This is a genomic window from Pseudomonas neuropathica, assembly GCF_015461835.1.
GTDB lineage: Bacteria > Pseudomonadota > Gammaproteobacteria > Pseudomonadales > Pseudomonadaceae > Aquipseudomonas > Aquipseudomonas neuropathica.
Genome location: NZ_JACOPX010000012.1, coordinates 73,893 through 90,328, shown reverse-complemented (window position 1 = coordinate 90,328; position 16,436 = coordinate 73,893). Strand labels below are relative to the sequence as shown.

16 protein-coding genes are annotated in these 16,436 nt (G+C 59.8%); 6 read left to right on the top strand and 10 right to left on the bottom strand.

Annotation, left to right across the window (positions count from 1 at the left end):
* Positions 1-12: 12 nt before the first annotated feature.
* Positions 13-1,623 (top strand): arylsulfatase, encoded by a 1,611-nt coding sequence (locus H8F23_RS18575; RefSeq protein ID WP_194935357.1) that lies wholly within the window; start codon positions 13-15, stop codon positions 1,621-1,623.
* A gap of 201 nt (positions 1,624-1,824) precedes the next feature.
* Here H8F23_RS18575 and H8F23_RS18570 read toward each other — a convergent pair whose 3' ends face one another.
* Entirely contained in the window at positions 1,825-2,895 is a 1,071-nt protein-coding gene (locus H8F23_RS18570) for a fatty acid desaturase (protein WP_194935356.1), read from the bottom strand.
* A 100-nt stretch (positions 2,896-2,995) separates the two neighbouring features.
* Here H8F23_RS18570 and H8F23_RS18565 point away from each other — a divergent pair, with 100 nt between their 5' ends.
* Complete coding sequence (locus tag H8F23_RS18565) at positions 2,996-4,000, top strand: AraC family transcriptional regulator (protein WP_194935355.1); 1,005 nt, start codon at positions 2,996-2,998, stop codon at positions 3,998-4,000.
* 103 nt (positions 4,001-4,103) lie between these two features.
* Here the strand turns inward: H8F23_RS18565 and H8F23_RS18560 are convergent, their stop codons facing one another.
* Together H8F23_RS18560 and H8F23_RS18555 are read right to left on the bottom strand one after the other, a co-directional pair.
* Positions 4,104-5,489: a heavy metal sensor histidine kinase gene (locus H8F23_RS18560; protein ID WP_194935354.1), complete on the bottom strand. Its 1,386-nt coding sequence runs from the start codon at positions 5,487-5,489 to the stop codon at positions 4,104-4,106.
* Positions 5,479-6,159 (bottom strand): heavy metal response regulator transcription factor, encoded by a 681-nt coding sequence (locus tag H8F23_RS18555; protein ID WP_016987597.1) that lies wholly within the window; start codon positions 6,157-6,159, stop codon positions 5,479-5,481. Before H8F23_RS18555 ends, H8F23_RS18560 begins: the two co-directional genes overlap by 11 nt.
* Before the next feature lie 136 nt (positions 6,160-6,295).
* On the opposite strand from H8F23_RS18555, the gene H8F23_RS18550 reads away from it, so the two are divergent.
* Together H8F23_RS18550 and uraH are read left to right on the top strand one after the other, a co-directional pair.
* Positions 6,296-6,781, top strand: a complete 486-nt coding sequence (locus H8F23_RS18550; protein WP_194935353.1) for a GlcG/HbpS family heme-binding protein — start codon at positions 6,296-6,298, stop codon at positions 6,779-6,781.
* Positions 6,782-6,793: 12 nt separating this feature from the next.
* Positions 6,794-7,204, top strand: coding sequence for a hydroxyisourate hydrolase (gene uraH / locus H8F23_RS18545; RefSeq protein ID WP_093440416.1), 411 nt, complete (start codon positions 6,794-6,796; stop codon positions 7,202-7,204).
* A 124-nt stretch (positions 7,205-7,328) separates the two neighbouring features.
* Here the strand turns inward: uraH and H8F23_RS18540 are convergent, their stop codons facing one another.
* Complete coding sequence (locus tag H8F23_RS18540) at positions 7,329-8,006, bottom strand: Crp/Fnr family transcriptional regulator (RefSeq protein WP_194935352.1); 678 nt, start codon at positions 8,004-8,006, stop codon at positions 7,329-7,331.
* 84 nt (positions 8,007-8,090) lie between these two features.
* On the opposite strand from H8F23_RS18540, the gene H8F23_RS18535 reads away from it, so the two are divergent.
* Positions 8,091-8,618, top strand: coding sequence for an Mpo1 family 2-hydroxy fatty acid dioxygenase (locus H8F23_RS18535; protein WP_194935351.1), 528 nt, complete (start codon positions 8,091-8,093; stop codon positions 8,616-8,618).
* Positions 8,619-8,731: 113 nt separating this feature from the next.
* On the opposite strand, the gene H8F23_RS18530 is transcribed toward H8F23_RS18535, so the two are convergent.
* The 6 genes from H8F23_RS18530 to dibA all read right to left on the bottom strand — a co-directional run bounded on the left by H8F23_RS18530 (position 8,732) and on the right by dibA (position 15,091).
* The gene (locus H8F23_RS18530; RefSeq protein WP_095113898.1) at positions 8,732-9,721 is read right to left on the bottom strand and encodes a sulfate/molybdate ABC transporter ATP-binding protein; all 990 of its coding nucleotides are present in this window, start codon (positions 9,719-9,721) and stop codon (positions 8,732-8,734) included.
* Between the two features lie 3 nt (positions 9,722-9,724).
* The gene (gene cysW, locus H8F23_RS18525) at positions 9,725-10,597 is read right to left on the bottom strand and encodes a sulfate ABC transporter permease subunit CysW (protein ID WP_108224225.1); all 873 of its coding nucleotides are present in this window, start codon (positions 10,595-10,597) and stop codon (positions 9,725-9,727) included.
* A 13-nt stretch (positions 10,598-10,610) separates the two neighbouring features.
* Positions 10,611-11,429 (bottom strand): sulfate ABC transporter permease subunit CysT, encoded by an 819-nt coding sequence (gene cysT / locus H8F23_RS18520; protein ID WP_007917680.1) that lies wholly within the window; start codon positions 11,427-11,429, stop codon positions 10,611-10,613.
* 173 nt (positions 11,430-11,602) lie between these two features.
* Entirely contained in the window at positions 11,603-12,616 is a 1,014-nt protein-coding gene (locus H8F23_RS18515) for a sulfate ABC transporter substrate-binding protein (protein WP_034151823.1), read from the bottom strand.
* A gap of 135 nt (positions 12,617-12,751) precedes the next feature.
* Positions 12,752-12,934, bottom strand: a complete 183-nt coding sequence (gene oscA, locus H8F23_RS18510; RefSeq protein ID WP_034151822.1) for a sulfur starvation response protein OscA — start codon at positions 12,932-12,934, stop codon at positions 12,752-12,754.
* 237 nt (positions 12,935-13,171) lie between these two features.
* Positions 13,172-15,091, bottom strand: coding sequence for a phosphodiesterase DibA (dibA, locus tag H8F23_RS18505; protein ID WP_194935350.1), 1,920 nt, complete (start codon positions 15,089-15,091; stop codon positions 13,172-13,174).
* Positions 15,092-15,237: 146 nt separating this feature from the next.
* Between dibA and desA the strand changes: the two genes are divergently transcribed.
* Positions 15,238-16,422, top strand: coding sequence for a delta-9 fatty acid desaturase DesA (gene desA / locus H8F23_RS18500; RefSeq protein WP_194935349.1), 1,185 nt, complete (start codon positions 15,238-15,240; stop codon positions 16,420-16,422).
* Positions 16,423-16,436: the final 14 nt, after the last annotated feature.

Below are 16,436 nucleotides of genomic sequence, written 5' to 3'. Positions count from 1 at the left end.
AGGAGTTTTGCGATGCCGCAACGTCCCAACTTTCTGGTGATTCTGGCCGACGATCTCGGCTTTTCCGACATCGGTGCCTTCGGCGGCGAAATCGCCACGCCGCACCTTGATGCCCTGGCCAACAACGGCCTGCGCCTTACCGACTTTCATACTGCGCCAACCTGTTCGCCGACCCGTTCGATGTTGCTGACCGGCACCGACCACCACATCGCCGGGATCGGCACCATGGCCGAGACACTGACGCCGGAGCTGATCGGCAAGCCGGGTTACGAGGGTTATCTCAATGACCGCGTCGTCGCACTGCCCGAGCTGTTACGCGAGGCCGGTTATCAAACCTTGATGAGTGGCAAATGGCACTTGGGTTTGAAGGCTGAACTGGCGCCCCATGCACGAGGTTTCGAGCGCTCGTTTTCGCTGCTGCCCGGCGCGGCGAACCATTACGGTTTCGAACCGACCTACGATGAGCAAACGCCAGGCCTGCTGAGATCCACGCCGGCGCTGTACATTGAAGACGATACGTTTCTCGATGAGTTGCCGAAGGATTTCTATTCCTCCGATGCCTTCGGCGACAAGTTACTGCAGTACCTCAAGGAGCGTGACCAGAGCCGACCGTTCTTCGCTTACCTGCCGTTCTCCGCGCCGCACTGGCCGTTGCAGGCACCGGCCGAGATCGTCGAGAAATACCGTGGCCGCTATGACGCTGGCCCCGAAGTGCTGCGTCTGGAGCGCCTGGAAAAACTCAAAACCCTCGGCCTGATCGAGGCGGACGTCGAGCCGCATCCATTGATTCAGTTGACCCAACAGTGGGAAGCGTTGAGCGACGAGCAAAAGCAGATTTCCGCACGGGCGATGGAGGTCTACGCGGCGATGGTCGAGCGCATGGACTGGAACATCGGCCGGGTCGTCGATTACCTGCGCCAGCAGGGGCAACTCGACAACACGTTCATCCTGTTCATGTCCGACAACGGTGCCGAAGGCGCACTGCTTGAAGCGTTCCCCAAATTCGGCCCGGAACTGGTGACGTACCTCAGCCAGCATTACGACAACAGCCTCGACAACATTGGCCGGGCCAACTCCTACGTCTGGTACGGGCCGAACTGGGCGCAGGTGGCGACTGCGCCGTCGCGCCTGTTCAAGGCGTTTACCACCGAGGGCGGGATTCGCGTGCCGGCGCTGTTGCACTATCCGCAATTGCCGATTAAAGGACAGATCAGCCATGGTTTCGGTACGGTGATGGATATTACGCCGACCATTCTCGATCTGGCTGGGGTGCGTCATCCGGGCAAGCTCTGGCACGGCAAACCGGTGGCGCCGTTGCGTGGCAAATCGTGGCTGGGGTTCTTGTCGGGTGAGACTGCGCAGGTACATGACGAGCACACGGTGACAGGGTGGGAGTTGTTCGGGCGTCGGGCGATTCGCCAGGGGTCGTGGAAAGCGGTGTGGATCCCCGGGCCGGTCGGGCCGGCGACGTGGCAGCTGTATGATTTGAGCAGTGATCCGGGGGAGATTCATGATCTGGCGTTGAGTCAGCCGGACAAGCTCAGCGCGTTGATCGGGCATTGGCAGCAGTATGTCGAGGAGACTGGGGTGATCTTGAGTGAGTCGCCGTTTCAGCCGGATTGAGGGCAAGATCAAAAGCCCCTCACCCCAGCCCTCTCCCGGAGGGAGAGGGAGCTGACCAAGGTGTCTTTCGCTAAACATCGACCTGTGAAAACCAGTCGACTATGGATTCGATAAAACTCTTTCACGTCGGCGTACTTCCCCAATATCCCCCAATCAGTCCCCTCTCCCTCCGGGAGAGGGCTAGGGTGAGGGGAAGCAGTGTCAGGCCTCCACCGCCTCCCCGGTCACCACCACCTCATCCCGCCGAACAAACCGGTTCGCCCGCCCGAACGTCCCAAAATCATTAAACCTCACCCCCATCTCACGCATCACCTTATGCGCCACCGGCACGGTCATCTGGCGGATATAAAACGGTTCCTTCACCACAAAATGATGAATCCCGTGGCTACTGCCAAAGTTGAAGCAGAACGCCTGCAACGGCCACAACCACCAAGGGTTGAGCACCTGACACTGCTGCAGCACGTTACCCAGTTCAACATCGCCGTAGTAATGCATGTTCGAGCTGATGAAGTGCAGGCAAAACGTACGCAAAACATTCGGGCCGATGATCACCACGGCGGCAATATCGATCACCTGCATCACCGACAACGTGGTTGCTGACCAGTCGATCGGCGCGCCCAGCAGGTAAGCAATGCCATTGGCCGCATGAAAGCCGAGAAACACATACCACGCGCCCCAATGCACCAGCGCCAGCGGCGCGTAGACCTTCAGCGTGCGCTTGATGATGCTGAGCTTGTGCGCCCAGGTCTTGGCTCGCAGCATGCGGATGAACGCCGACATCACGTTGTCGCCAACCATCAGCAAACGTGCAAAACCCCACGGCTCGCCGTTGGTGATCGCGCGCTCTTCCATATCGGTTTCAGTGCCCGAGACCTTGTGATGATTGAGGTGCAGATGGCGACGGATCCACGGGTTGATCGTGCTCGGCCGCGCCAGCCACACCAGGCCCATCATCAAATTGTGCGGCACGCGTTGCTTGCGGAAATACATGCTGTGGATCAGGTCGTGCTCCAGCTCATGGGTCAGCGAAGCAAAAAACGCATTGAGCAACAGGCACGCCCACCACGCCATATGGCCGGTGATGTACAGCGTCGCCGAGCCGATCATCCCGATCAGGGCAAACGCCAGAATCCCCGCGCCCAGCGCATCCTGATGCTTGAGAATCGGGTAGCGCTCACGCAATTCGACGCCTTTGGCCAGCACCACTTGGCGAATATGTGCTGATCGCTGGGCCGCATTGTGTCGCTGGGGACTTGCAGAAGTACCGTCCATGCTTCCATCCTCGGGTTTATGATGTTCGCATCGTGCCTCGCCGGGGCTTGAATCGCGGTAGCCGAGAACGCCAACCTGTTGACCGGAAGCGCCAATCAGCATGAAGGAACCGACCTCCCTCGCCAGTTGGACCCGTGCCTTGCGCAAGCAACTCGATGCGCTGGGGCTGGACAGCATTGCCCTGTGCCAACAGGCCGGGCTCGACCCCAATTTGATGGACGACCCCAACGCGCGCTATCCGCTGTCCGGCACCACGCGCCTATGGGAAATCGCCGTGCAGGTCAGCGGCGACCCGGCGATTGGTTTGCGCGTGTCGCGGTTCGTCAGCCCGACCACGTTCCATGCCCTCGGTTATGCGCTGGTCGCCAGCGGCAGTTTGCGTGAAGTGTTTGAACGCATCGTGCGCTATCACCCGGTGGTCAGCGATGCGCTGGAACTGGAACTGAGCCGCAGCGACGACCGCTATCAATTTCGTCTGAAAATTCCGTCAGGCAATCCGGCGCCGGCCTTCGAAGCCATAGACGCCTTCACCGCGATCTACGTGCGCACCTGCCGTAATCGCCTTGGCCGTGATTACGCACCGTTGGCCGTGTACCTGCGCCGCCCGGAACCGAGCGATGCGCACCAATGGCACAAAGTCTTTCGCGCTCCGGTACATTTCGGCTGCCTCGAGGATCGCCTGGAGTTCGCCCTCGCCGACTTCGACAGCCACCTCGACGACGCCAACCCGGAACTCGCTGAACACAATGAAGCGGTGCTCAAACGCACCATGGCTCAGCTCCAGCCGCTGACCTGGGAGCGCAAGGTGCGCGATGCCATCGAAGAACAATTGCCGGAAGGTGAGCCGAGTGCTGAGCGAATTGCTCAGGCCTTGCACCTGAGTTTGCGCAGTTTGCAAAGGCATCTGGCGGATGAGGGTTGTCGCTTCGACACACTGCTCAACGAGAGCCGCGAGAATCTGGCGCTGCTGCACCTGCGCGATCCGCAGTGTTCGTTGAGTGAGGTGAGTTATTTGCTGGGCTTTGCTGATACCAGCAGCTTCAGCCGTGCGTTCAAGCGCTGGACCGGGATGACGCCGGGGCAGTTTCGTGATGGCTTGCGCTGATCCAGAATCAGTTTGTCTGATCTGGCGCCATCGCGAGCAGGCTCACTCCTACAGGGGGAACGCATTCCAATTGTAGGAGTGAGCCTGCTCGCGATAGCGCCCTTTAATTCAACGCAAAGCCCAGCTCAAAAATGGTGCCGCCAACATCACTGTTCACCCGCACCTGCCCACCATGCAACTGCATGATCGACTGCACAATCGCCAGCCCCAAGCCACCCGAATCCACCGGTTCTGCCCGTGAAGGATCGACGCGGTAGAAGCGGTCGAACAGTTTGCTCAGATGTTCCTGCGCAATCGCCGGGCCATGGTTGTGCACTTGCAACCAGCACTCACCCGGCTCGTCGCGGCGACGCAGACTGATCACCGATCCTTGATCGGCGTGGCGCACGGCATTCGCCAGCAGATTGCCAAGTGCGCGTTGCAGCAGTTGCTGATCGGCGAGCAGATTGCCGTGCAGTTGGTTGTCCAAGCGCAGGTCACGATCATCGGCCAAGGCTTCAAAGTAATCACACAGTTCACTGCCAACACTATGCAAATCCAGGATTTGCAGATTGAGCGCGCGCTCGGCCTGCTCGGCGCGGGCAAGGAACATCAGGTTTTCCGCCATGCGCTTGAGCCGTTCGAACTCTTCCATGTTCGAGGCGAGAACTTCCTGATATTCCTCGGTGCTGCGCGGATGATTCAGCGCCTGCCCGTTACTGGCGAGCAAGGTGTGCAGCGGCGTGCGGATTTCGTGGGCGAGATCGGCGGAGAACTGCGACAGGCGCTGCACGCTGTCGTCCAGCCGCGCGAGCATGCCGTTGAGCGCTTGCACCGGTTCAAGCAATTCTGCCGGCGTGCCATTGGCAGGCAGGCGTTGATCAAGGCTACGCAGGTCGATGCCGCGCACTGCTTCGCTCAACTGACGCAACGGTTGCAGGCCCCGGCGCAGCAACAGCAAGCCCAAGGCAAAGGCGATCAACGCACCGAGGCCAACCGAAAGGTACAAGCGCATGCGATAGCTGCCGAGCATCTGCTCGCGCTCGCTCAGCACTTTGCCGGCGATGACCGTCAGTGGCTCGCCATTCGGCCCTTGCGCTTCGCCGGACAACAGCGCCAATTCGGCACCGTCCGGTGCTTGCCACGTGAGCACATCGGAGCGCTGCGGTGTTTGCTCGCGGGCGATAGCGTTCAGCGCGGGCAACTCGCGTTGCCGCGGGTTGATAGCGATCACACTGGAGCCATCGGCGCGGCGCACCAGCAACAGGCTGTCGAGATTGCCGAGCATGTTCTGATACAGCCGTGGCCGCGCCTGCAAGGCATCGAGGCTGTCGCTGTCAGCGAGCAAGGCGCGCACTTGCTCCAGTCGACCGAGCAACGCGAGGTCGTCGCGGTAGGCGATTTCCGACGCAAGCGAACGGTAGAGGAACACGCCAATCGCGCTCAGCACCAAAGCGCAGACCAATGCGAACGCCAGCGCCAGACGCCAGGCGATCGACCTAGAGCGCATCGTCAGGCGCTTCCAATTGATAACCGACACCGCGCACGGTGTGGATAAGTTTCGGCATGTAGGGATCATCGACTTTCGCGCGCAAACGCCGCACTGCAACCTCGACCATGTTGGTGTCGCTGTCGAAATTCAGGTTCCACACCTGCGAGGCGATCAGCGTGCGCGACAGCACTTCGCCCTGACGACTGGCGAGCAATTGCAACAAGGCGAACTCCTTGTTGGTCAGGGCGATGCGCTGGCCGCCGCGACTGACGCGGCGGCGCAACACATCGATTTCCAGATCGGCGATGGTGTACGACTCGGCTTCGCGCATCGGCCCGCGCCGCAACAACGTACGCACCCGCGCGAGCAGTTCGGCGAAGGCGAAGGGCTTGAGCAGGTAATCATCGGCGCCCAGCTCGAGGCCGCGCACGCGGTCTTCAATGGCGTCCTTGGCGGTCAGGAACAACACCGGCGTGGCGCCGCGCTGGCGGATCAGCTGCAGCAATTGCCAGCCATTGAGGCCGGGGAGCATCACGTCGAGGATGATCAGGTCATATTCCTGTTGCTCGATAAAGTAGCGCCCATCGAGGCCATTGAGCGCCACGTCCACGGCAAAACCCGACTCGCCCAGGCCCTTGGCGAGGAAATTCGCGGTTTTGGCTTCATCTTCTACGACCAGCAAACGCATGGCACACCTCGATTGATCAGGCACACAGGCTAGGCGCCTTCGGCGGCGTTGCCCATTACAAACTTGTAATCAGACTGACGAGGTTCTGACGAAGACCGGCGATTAAGGTGGCGACCTTCGCTTTTGGAGCCTGTCCATGACCGTCAAATACTTTGTAGCCAGCCTGATGATCGGCCTCAGTGGCGCCGCTGCCGCCAGTCCTGAGCTGCCGCGTCACGCTGATCTCGACCTGAAAACCGCACGTCTGCTCGCCGACAGCGCAATGGCCAACTGCACCGGCACGGTGTCGGTGCTCGATCGGGGCGGCAATCTGTTGGTGACCCTGCGCGGCGACGGCGTCGGTCCGCACAACACCGCCGCCAGCCAACGCAAGGCCTACACCGCGCTGTCGACCAAAACCGCCACACGATTGTTCGCCGAGCGCGCCCGCAGCAATCCGCAGACCGCCAACCTCAACACCCTCGACGAATTGCTCCTGCTTGGCGGCGGGATTCCGCTGTTCCTCGGATCTGAACTGGTGGGCGCCATGGGCGTGGCCGGTTCCGGCGGCGGCGAGCAAGACGAAAACTGTGCGATCAAGGCTGCCGAGAAAACCGGTCTGGCCACTACCCGTTCCCAATAAGGAGATGCATCCATGAGCACTTTGCGCATGACCTTCGCCGCGCTCGGCCTGAGCGCTTTTTCCAGTCTGGCTCTGGCTGCCGGCAATCCTCTGAGCGTGCACGTGCTCAATCTGGAAAACGGCCTGCCTTCGCCAGGCATCAACGTGACGCTGGAGAAACACGTCGGCCAGAACTGGCAGCCACTGGCTCAAGGCACGACCAATGAACAAGGGCGAATTGCCGAACTGTTCCCGGCCAAACAGCCTTTTGAAGCAGGTGAATACCGGGTGGTGTTCAAGACCGGCGAGTACTTCAAGAAGGTCAAGCACGACACGTTCTTCCCGGAGATTCCGGTGATCTTCGAAGTGAAGCAGACCGATCAGCATTACCACATTCCGCTGCTGCTCAGCCCGTACGGTTTCTCGACCTATCGCGGTTCCTGATCCCCACGCAAACCCCCTGTAGGAGTGAGCCTGCTCGCGATAGCAATCTGTCAGTTGATCAATCTTTGACTGACAGACCGCTATCGCGAGCAGGCTCACTCCTACAATGGTTCGGCGTTGGATCCTAGATCGTGGCGAGAGCGCGCAATCGCATGGCATCAAGGATTTCGATCTCTCCATACCCGAGTCCGATAATCCCCTGCCCCTGGAAATCCTTGAGGATCTGGTTGGTGGTCTGCCGCGACAGCGACAGCATCGATGCCAACTGCTCCTGCGGCAGTTGCAGCACTCGGCGTGGCGCATCGAGTTCGCCGTAGCCTTCAGCAATCATCAGCAAGCGATGGGCCAAGCGTGCCGGGGCTGGCAGCAGGCTCAGTTGTTCGAGATTGATAAAGGTCAGGCGCAGTTTATGGCTCATCAGCAGCGCCAGATGCCGCCAGTACACCGGGTGTTCGTCGAGCAGTTTGAGCAACGTCGCCTGAGGAATATTGAGCAAGGTGCACGGCCCGACTGCATAGGCGTCATGGGTGCGCGGCTGACCATCGAACAGGCAGATTTCGCCGAACCAGTGCGGCGCCTCGACCAGACTCAACAACGCCTCTTTGCCCTGCTCGCTCACCGCGCCTATACGCACAGCGCCATCGAGCACCGCGTACAAGCCGCACGGCGCATCGCCGCGCTGGAACAAGCGCTGCCCCGCCGTTAGCCGTCGCTCTCGCGCAGCCGCCAGCAGACTATCCTGAAAGGATGCCGGCAGATGACTGAACCATTGGCCGCTCATCAACCGTGAACGTATTTGCATAAACACTCCTGGATTGTCGCCTGCCTGACAGAGCGAACCCTGATCCCGAGGGATGATGCGATGAACCCTACCGGAGGAACAACAATGAAAAGCCTCGTCGACCATCTCAGTCAATACGCCGCCTACCACCGTGATCCGCGCAATATCGCCAGCCACTTTATCGGCATTCCGCTGATTGTGGTGGCCGTGGCAGTTTTGTTGTCACGCCCGGAATGGTCGCTGGGCGGCTTGTGGATATCTCCAGCCGTTGTCGTGGCGCTGGCCTCGGCGTGGTTTTACCTTCGACTTGAGGTGAAACTTGGCGTGTTAATGACCGTGCTGATGGGCTTGTCGGTCTGGGCCGGGCATGTATTGGCACAGCAGAGCACGATGGTCTGGCTGAGCAGCGGGTTAGCGATGTTTGTGGTCGGCTGGGTGATCCAGTTTGTCGGGCATCACTATGAAGGGCGCAAACCGGCGTTTGTCGATGATGTCTCGGGGCTGATTGTCGGGCCGTTGTTTGTCGTGGCCGAGGTGGCGTTCATGCTCGGGATGCGGCATGAATTGAAAGAGCAGATCGAGGCGCGGGCGGGGGTAGTGCGGGTCAATCCGAACGGCAAAGCGGCGGCTTAGGCCGCTTGAAAGATCGCAGCCTGCGGCAGCTCCTACAGTGGGTTTGGTCGATCACAAATGTGTGACCAACCGAAACCCCTGTAGGAGCTGCCGCAGGCTGCGATCTTTTGATCTTAGAGGCTTGCGACTTTCTGCCAGACCTTCGGCTTGAAGAACAACGTCTCACCCTTGGCCAAGCCGATCAGGCTGTCGTGATCTTTCACCACTTCGGCCTCGATCAGATCCGTTTGCCCTTCCACCTTCAGCGTCACCCGCGTGGTCGCGCCCAACGGGCGGATATCGCGTACTTCAGCAGCATGGTGGTCTTCCAGCTCGTGCCTGGACAACGACACCTCATGCGGGCGGAACAGCACGTGGTTGTCGTCGCTCAGCAGCAAGCGGTTCGAATCGCCGAGGAAGTGATAAACGAAATCGCTGGCCGGGTTTTCGTAGACGTCGCCCGGTGAGCCGATCTGCTCGATCACCCCCTTGTTCATCACCACGATGCGGTCGGCGACTTCCATCGCTTCTTCCTGGTCGTGGGTCACGAACACCGAGGTCAGGTTGATATCTTCGTGCAGACGCGCCAGCCAGCGGCGCAGCTCTTTACGCACCTTGGCATCGAGGGCGCCGAACGGCTCATCCAGCAGCAGCACTTTCGGCTCGACCGCCAAGGCACGGGCCAACGCGATGCGCTGACGCTGACCGCCGGACAACTGCTCCGGGTAACGGTCCGACAGCCAGTCCAGTTGCACCATGTTCAGCAGTTCATGCACCTTGGTCGCGATCTGGCTTTCGCTCGGGCGCTGGTTTTTCGGTTTCATGCGCAGGCCGAATGCGACGTTGTCGAACACGGTCATGTGCCGGAACAAGGCGTAATGCTGGAACACGAAACCGACGTTGCGATCACGCACGTCGTGGCCGGAGACGTCTTCACCGTGGAAGACGATGTTGCCGTTATCCGGGGTCTCCAGGCCGGCGATAATCCGCAGCAGGGTGGTCTTGCCGCAGCCCGAGGGGCCGAGCAGCGCGACCAGCTCACCGCTGTGGATATCCAGGCTGATGTTGTCCAGCGCCTTGAACGCATTGAAATTCTTGCTGACGTTACGCACTTCGATCGACATGAATTATTCCTCCGCGGCGCTGGCGCGCAGGCGGTTGATACGGTTTTCGCTCCACTGCTTGAGCAGCAGGATGAAGAGCGCCAGGATCAGCAACAGGCTCGCCACGGCGAACGCGGCCACGTGGTTGTATTCGTTGTAGAGGATCTCGACGTGCAGCGGCAAGGTGTTGGTCACCCCGCGAATGTGCCCGGAGACCACCGACACCGCACCGAATTCACCCATGGCCCGCGCGGTACACAGCACCACGCCATAGATCAGGCCCCACTTGATGTTCGGCACAGTGACATGCCAGAACATCTGCCAGCCGTTGGCGCCGAGCAGACGCGCGGCCTCCTCTTCCTGCGTGCCTTGTTCCTGCATCAGCGGGATCAGCTCGCGGGCCACAAACGGCACGGTGACGAAAATCGTCGCCAGCACGATGCCCGGCAAGGCGAAAACGATCTGAATGTCGTGATCCTGCAGCCACGGCCCGAACAGGCCCTGCGCGCCGAACATCAGCACGTAGACCAGACCGGCGATCACCGGCGACACCGAGAACGGCAAGTCAATCAGGGTCACCAGCATGCTCTTGCCGCGGAACGAGTATTTACTCACGCACCACGCGGCGCTGACGCCGAACACCAGGTTCAACGGCACCGAAATCAGCACGGCGAACACGGTGAGTTTCAATGCCGACAGGGCATCCGGTTCAAAGATCGCGGTAAAGAACGCGCCGAGACCGTTCTTCAAGCCCTGCGATACCACGATGAACAACGGCAGCAGCAGAAACAGGAAAAAAACCAGCCAGCCGAGGCCGATCAGGACCCTGCGCGAAGTGGCGCTGCCACGGCGTGCCGCATTGGCCGAAGAGGCGGCCGCAATAGACGATTGGGACATGGTTCGCGCCTCCTTATGGGGTTTCGATGCGCCGCTGCAGCAAGTTGATCAGCAGCAACAGAACGAAGGAAACCACCAGCATCAAAACTCCGATGGCGGTAGCGCCGGTGTAATCGTATTGGTCGAGTTTGACCATGATCAGCAGCGGCAGGATTTCGGTTTTCATCGGCATGTTGCCGGCAATGAAAATCACCGAACCGTACTCGCCGACACCACGGGCAAACGCCAGGGCAAAACCGGTCAGCCAGGCGGGCAACAATGCCGGTACAAGAATGTGGCGGAATACCTGCCATGGCTTCGCACCTAGGCACGCGGCGGCTTCTTCGACTTCGCGGGGAATATCAGCCAGCACCGGCTGCACCGTGCGCACCACGAACGGCAGGGTGACGAAGGTCAGCGCCAAAGTGATACCGAGTGGGGTGTAAGCGATTTTGAAACCGAGGTCAGCGGCGAATTGCCCGACCAGACCGGCCGGCGCGTACAGCGCGGTCAACGCAATACCGGCCACGGCAGTCGGCAGGGCGAACGGCAGATCGATCATCGCGTCGATCACCTTGCGCCCCGGGAAGGTGTAGCGCACCAGCACCCACGCCAGCAACGTACCGATGATGCCGTTGATGATCGCGGCACACAGCGCGGTGCCGAAGCTCAGCTTCAGGGCGGCCAGCACGCGCGGTGCGGAGATGATCGTCCAGAACTGATCCCAGGTGAGTTGGGCGGCGTGGACGAACATCGCCGCCAGCGGGATAAGCACAATCAGGCTGAGGTACACCAAGGTGTAACCCAGCGTCAGCCCGAAGCCGGGTATGACGGGGGAGATACGACGCGACATAAAAGTCCTTGGTTAAAAAGCATTCCGCTGAACGCACCAATGTGGGAGCGAGCTTGCTCGCGAAGAGGGAGTATCAGTCAACTCTACGTCGTCTGACACTGCGCTTTCGCGAGCAAGCTCGCTCCCACATATTCCGCGCCTGGCTTCAGGCTTAGTGTGTGGCTGAAGTCAGATTACTGCGCCTGATAAATCTGGTCGAACACACCACCGTCGTTGAAGAATTTCGGCTGCGCGGTTTTCCAGCCGCCGAAGTCTTTGTCGATGGTCACCAGTTCCAGTTTCGGGAACTGCTGAGCGTACTTGGCAGCCACGTCCTTATCACGCGGACGGTAGAAGTTCTTCGCGGCAATTTCCTGACCGGCCGGGCTGTACAGGTGCTTCAGGTAGGCTTCGGCGATCTGCTCGTTGCCTTTTTTCTCGGCATTCTTGTCGACCACGGCCACTGGCGGCTCGGCGAGGATCGACAGCGAAGGCACGACGATGTCGAACTTGTCGGCGCCGCCATCTTCTTTCAGTGCCAGGAACGCTTCGTTTTCCCAGGCCAGCAACACGTCGCCCTGACCGTTGTTGACGAAGGTAATGGTCGAACCGCGTGCACCGGTGTCGAGAATCGGCACATGCTTGAACAGGGTTTGTACGTATTCTTTGGCTTTGGCTTCGTCACCGCCGTTGGCTTTCAGGCCGTAGGCCCAGGCGGCGAGGAAGTTCCAGCGCGCACCACCGGAGGTTTTCGGGTTCGGGGTGATCACCGAAACATCGTTCTTGACCAGATCGCCCCAGTCCTTGATGCCTTTCGGGTTGCCCTTGCGCACCAGGAAGACGATGGTCGAGGTATACGGCGTGCTCGCTTCCGGCAGGCGCTTCTGCCAGTCGGCGGGCAGGGTCTTGCCGAGTTTGGCGATTTCGTCGATGTCGCCAGCCAGCGCCAGAGTCACGACGTCAGCGCGCAGACCGTCGATCACCGCGCGGCCCTGTTTGCCCGAACCGCCGTGGGATTGCTGGATTTTCACGGTGTCGCCGGCGTGATCTTTCTGCCAGAACTTGATGAACTCAGCGTTGTAGTCCTGATACAGCTCGCGCGTCGGGTCATACGACACGTTGAGCAGTTCGTAATCCTTGGCAACCGCGGAACCGGCAAACACAGCGCTGGCCAGGGCGGCCAAAGCGTAACGGCGAATCGACGACATGGTGAAAGCTCCTGGAATTCTTGGTGGTGGCTTTTTCTTATGTATTTCGGGAATCGTGTTGCCGGTTCAAAGATCGCAGCCTTCGACAGCTCCTACGCATAGCCCCCTGTAGGAGCTGCCGCAGGCTGCGATCTTTTAGCCCGGTTGTTTGCCCGGTTGCTGCAAACGGAATTTCTCTTTGCGTTCGATCTGCACGACTTGTGCGTTGTGCACAGTGATCTCCACCGCGCCGAAACGCAGATCGCGCAGGGCGCTCTGGATTTCACGCAAGATGGTGGTTTCGTCCTGACCGTCAACGCTGCGAAGGGATGCGCTCATGGTGCTGCTCCTTTGAATGGGATATGCCTGGCAGTGGGCGGCACTGCGTTCGGCGTAGGAGCAATATAAGAGAGGCGCAGATATTCTTAAAAAGACTATTTAAGAATGTTTATATAACTGAAAAGCTAATCGTTCCCACGCTCCGCGTGGGAATGCAGCCGGCGGCGCTCTGCGCTGCGATTTTGGGCCGACGCAGAGCGCCCCTTTGCTGAGCGCAGGAACAAGTTTGCCCCTGTCTTAGCTAATCACCGGAGTTCTCGCCCAATCAATCTCCTGCGCCGGAGCCGGTCGCCCAAACCAATAGCCCTGCCCCAGATCACATTCCTGCTCAAGCAGAAACGCCGCCTGCTCAACCTGCTCGATGCCCTCGGCATGCACCTGCATGCCCATGCTTCGGGCCAGCGCGATGATCACCCGGACAATCGCCACGTCATCCTCATCCCACGGCAACCCGGCAACGAAACCCTGATCGATCTTCAGTTTCTGCACCGGCAAGCGCTTGAGCCGCAGCAGTGACGAGTAACCCGTGCCGAAATCATCAATGGCCAGGCGAATACCCAATTCGCGCAAACGGTGCATCTGCTCCAGCGCCACTTCCGGATCATCCATCACCGCACTTTCAGTGACTTCCAGCTCCAGATATGCCGGATCCAGTCCGGTGTCGTGCAGCACCTGCGCCACCTGCTGGTACAACTCGCGCCGGGCAAACAGCCGTGACGAGACATTCACCGCGACAAACGACAACACCACTCCGGCCTGCTGCCATTGGCACATTTGCCGACACGCCTGCTGCATGACCCAGGCGTCGATTTCAGCGATCAAACCGGTGCGTTCGGCAATCGGGATGAACTCCGCAGGCGAGACCAGACCACGTTGCGGATGCTGCCAGCGGACCAGCGCTTCAACGCCAATCAAGCGACTGGTTTTCAAGTCATGCACCGGTTGGTAATAAACCCGCAGTTCCTGTTGCTCCAGCGCCCGGCGCAGCTCGAATGCGATCTCCACACGTTGCTGGGCGTGGGCGGTGAGTTCTTCGGTATACAAGGCATAACCGTTGCGGCCACTGCTCTTGGCCTTGAACAGCGCCGCATCGGCATTGCGCAACAGTTGCTCGGCGCTTAGTGCGTCGCTGGGGAACAGGCTGATGCCGAGGCTGGCGTTGATGAACAACTGATTGCCATCAATGCTGAACGGCTCCTTCAGCGCATCGAGAATCCGTTGCGCCAGCGCCGCTGCCTGCACCGGCTGTGGGCAACTCTCTGCCAACACCGCGAACTCGTCGCCGCCCAGGCGCGCCAGGGTAATACCGGGGCCAAACAGTTCTTGCAGGCGCGCCGCGACTGCCTTGAGCAAGCGATCGCCGACGTTATGGCCAAGGCTGTCGTTGATCATTTTGAAATGATCGAGATCGAGCATCAGTAACGCACAGCCGCGCCTGTGGATCTGCGCCGAAGCCAGCGCCTGTTCGGCGCGGTCGCTGAACAGCAGGCGATTGGGCAGATCGGTCAGCGGATCGTGGTGCGCCAGGTGTTTGAGTTCATGCTCGGAATCCTTGATGGCGCTGATATCGGAAAACACCGCAACGTAATGGCTGAGCCCGCCCTGATCATCGTGAATGACCCGGATGGTTTGCCACTGTGGATAAATCTCGCCGCTTTTACGCCGGTTCCAGATCTCGCCGCTCCACTCGCCCTGCGACTCCAGGGTGGCAAACATCGCTTGGTAGAAACCCGGTGGATGATGGCCGGACTTGAACAGGCTCGGCTGCTGCCCGAGGACTTCTTCACGCTGATAACCGGTGATCTCGATAAACGCCCGATTGACGTGCACGATCAGCCCTTGGTGATTGGTGACCAATACCCCTTCGCGGGTGCAATCGAACACGGCCGCCGCTTGACGCAGGCGTTCGCGATCAGCGTGGCGCTCGCGCAACCGCGCACCGATTCCGAGAAACTCGCACAAGCGCGCCCGCGCCAGAAAGATCAGCCCGGCGCTGAGCGCCGCAAACACGTAACCGTTGATCAGTTGCCATCGGGCAAGATCGACGGAGTTATCGAAGAAATTGTTTAATAAATGATCAGTTCCCTGCAGCCAGACAACCGCAAGTACGAGATAGAGCAGCGCTGCACGCAAAGCATCGCGGTAAGTGGCACGCATTCGGCTGTCCATGTCCCTACAAAAAGGTTGGAATTATAGGTCAAGAAACATCCAGCGACTCTTATCTGAAAGGGCGACTGGTTTTATCTGTGTGCTTGGTGATAATGCAACGGCTGTTTTTATCTTTATCGAGGGCCCTATAGCCTATGTGGTACGAAGGTTTTCTTGGCTTGTCGGCCTGGTCTCTGGTCGCAGTCACCCTGCTGATGACCCACGTGACAATTGTCGCCGTCACGGTCTATCTGCACCGCTACTCGGCCCATCGCTCGCTGGAGCTGAATGCCGGCCTGAAGCACTTTTTCCGTTTCTGGCTGTGGCTGACCACGGCGCAGAACACCCGCGAGTGGACCGCCATCCACCGTAAACATCACGCCAAGTGCGAAACCGAAGACGACCCGCACAGCCCGGTCATCAAAGGTCTTTCCACCGTGCTGCGCACCGGCGCCGAGTTGTATCGCGCCGAAGCGCAGAACCCGGAAACCCTGCGCATCTACGGCAAGAACTGCCCCGAAGACTGGATCGAGCGCAACGTCTACAGCCGCTACCCGCTGTTGGGCGTGGCGATCATGGGCGTTATCGACCTGCTGCTGTTCGGCACCATCGGCATCACCATCTGGGCCATCCAGATGATGTGGATCCCGGTGTGGGCCGCTGGCGTGATCAATGGCCTGGGCCATGCGGTCGGCTATCGCAACTTCGAATGCCGCGATGCGGCGACCAATCTGGTGCCTTGGGGCATCCTGATCGGCGGCGAAGAACTGCACAACAACCATCACACCTACCCTAACTCGGCCAAGCTCTCGGTGAAAAAGTGGGAGTTCGACCTCGGTTGGGCGTGGATCAAAGTCTTCTGTTTCCTGCGTCTGGCCAAGGTCCAGCGTGTGACGCCGATCGCCCACCGTGTCGAAGGCAAGGGCAATCTGGACATGGACACCGCCATGGCCATCCTCAACAACCGCTTCCAGATCATGGCCCAGTACCGCAAGCTGGTAATCGGCCCGCTGGTCAAGCAAGAGCTGGCCAAGGTCGATCATTCGGTGCGTCACCAGTTCCACCGCGCCAAACGTCTGCTGTCGCGGGAAACCAGCCTGCTGGAAGATCGTCATCACTTGCGCATCCAGACCATGCTCGAGCACAGCCAGGCGCTGAAGGTAATCTACGAAAAACGCCTGGCCCTGCAGCAGATCTGGGTCAAGACCAGTGCAAATGGCCACGACATGCTCGCTGCCATCAAAGAGTGGATTCACGAGGCAGAAGCCAGCGGCATCCAGTCCCTGCGCGAATTTGCTGATCAGTTGAAAACCTACTCGTTGCGTCCTGCAGCGGTCTGAGACCGTTGATCGGT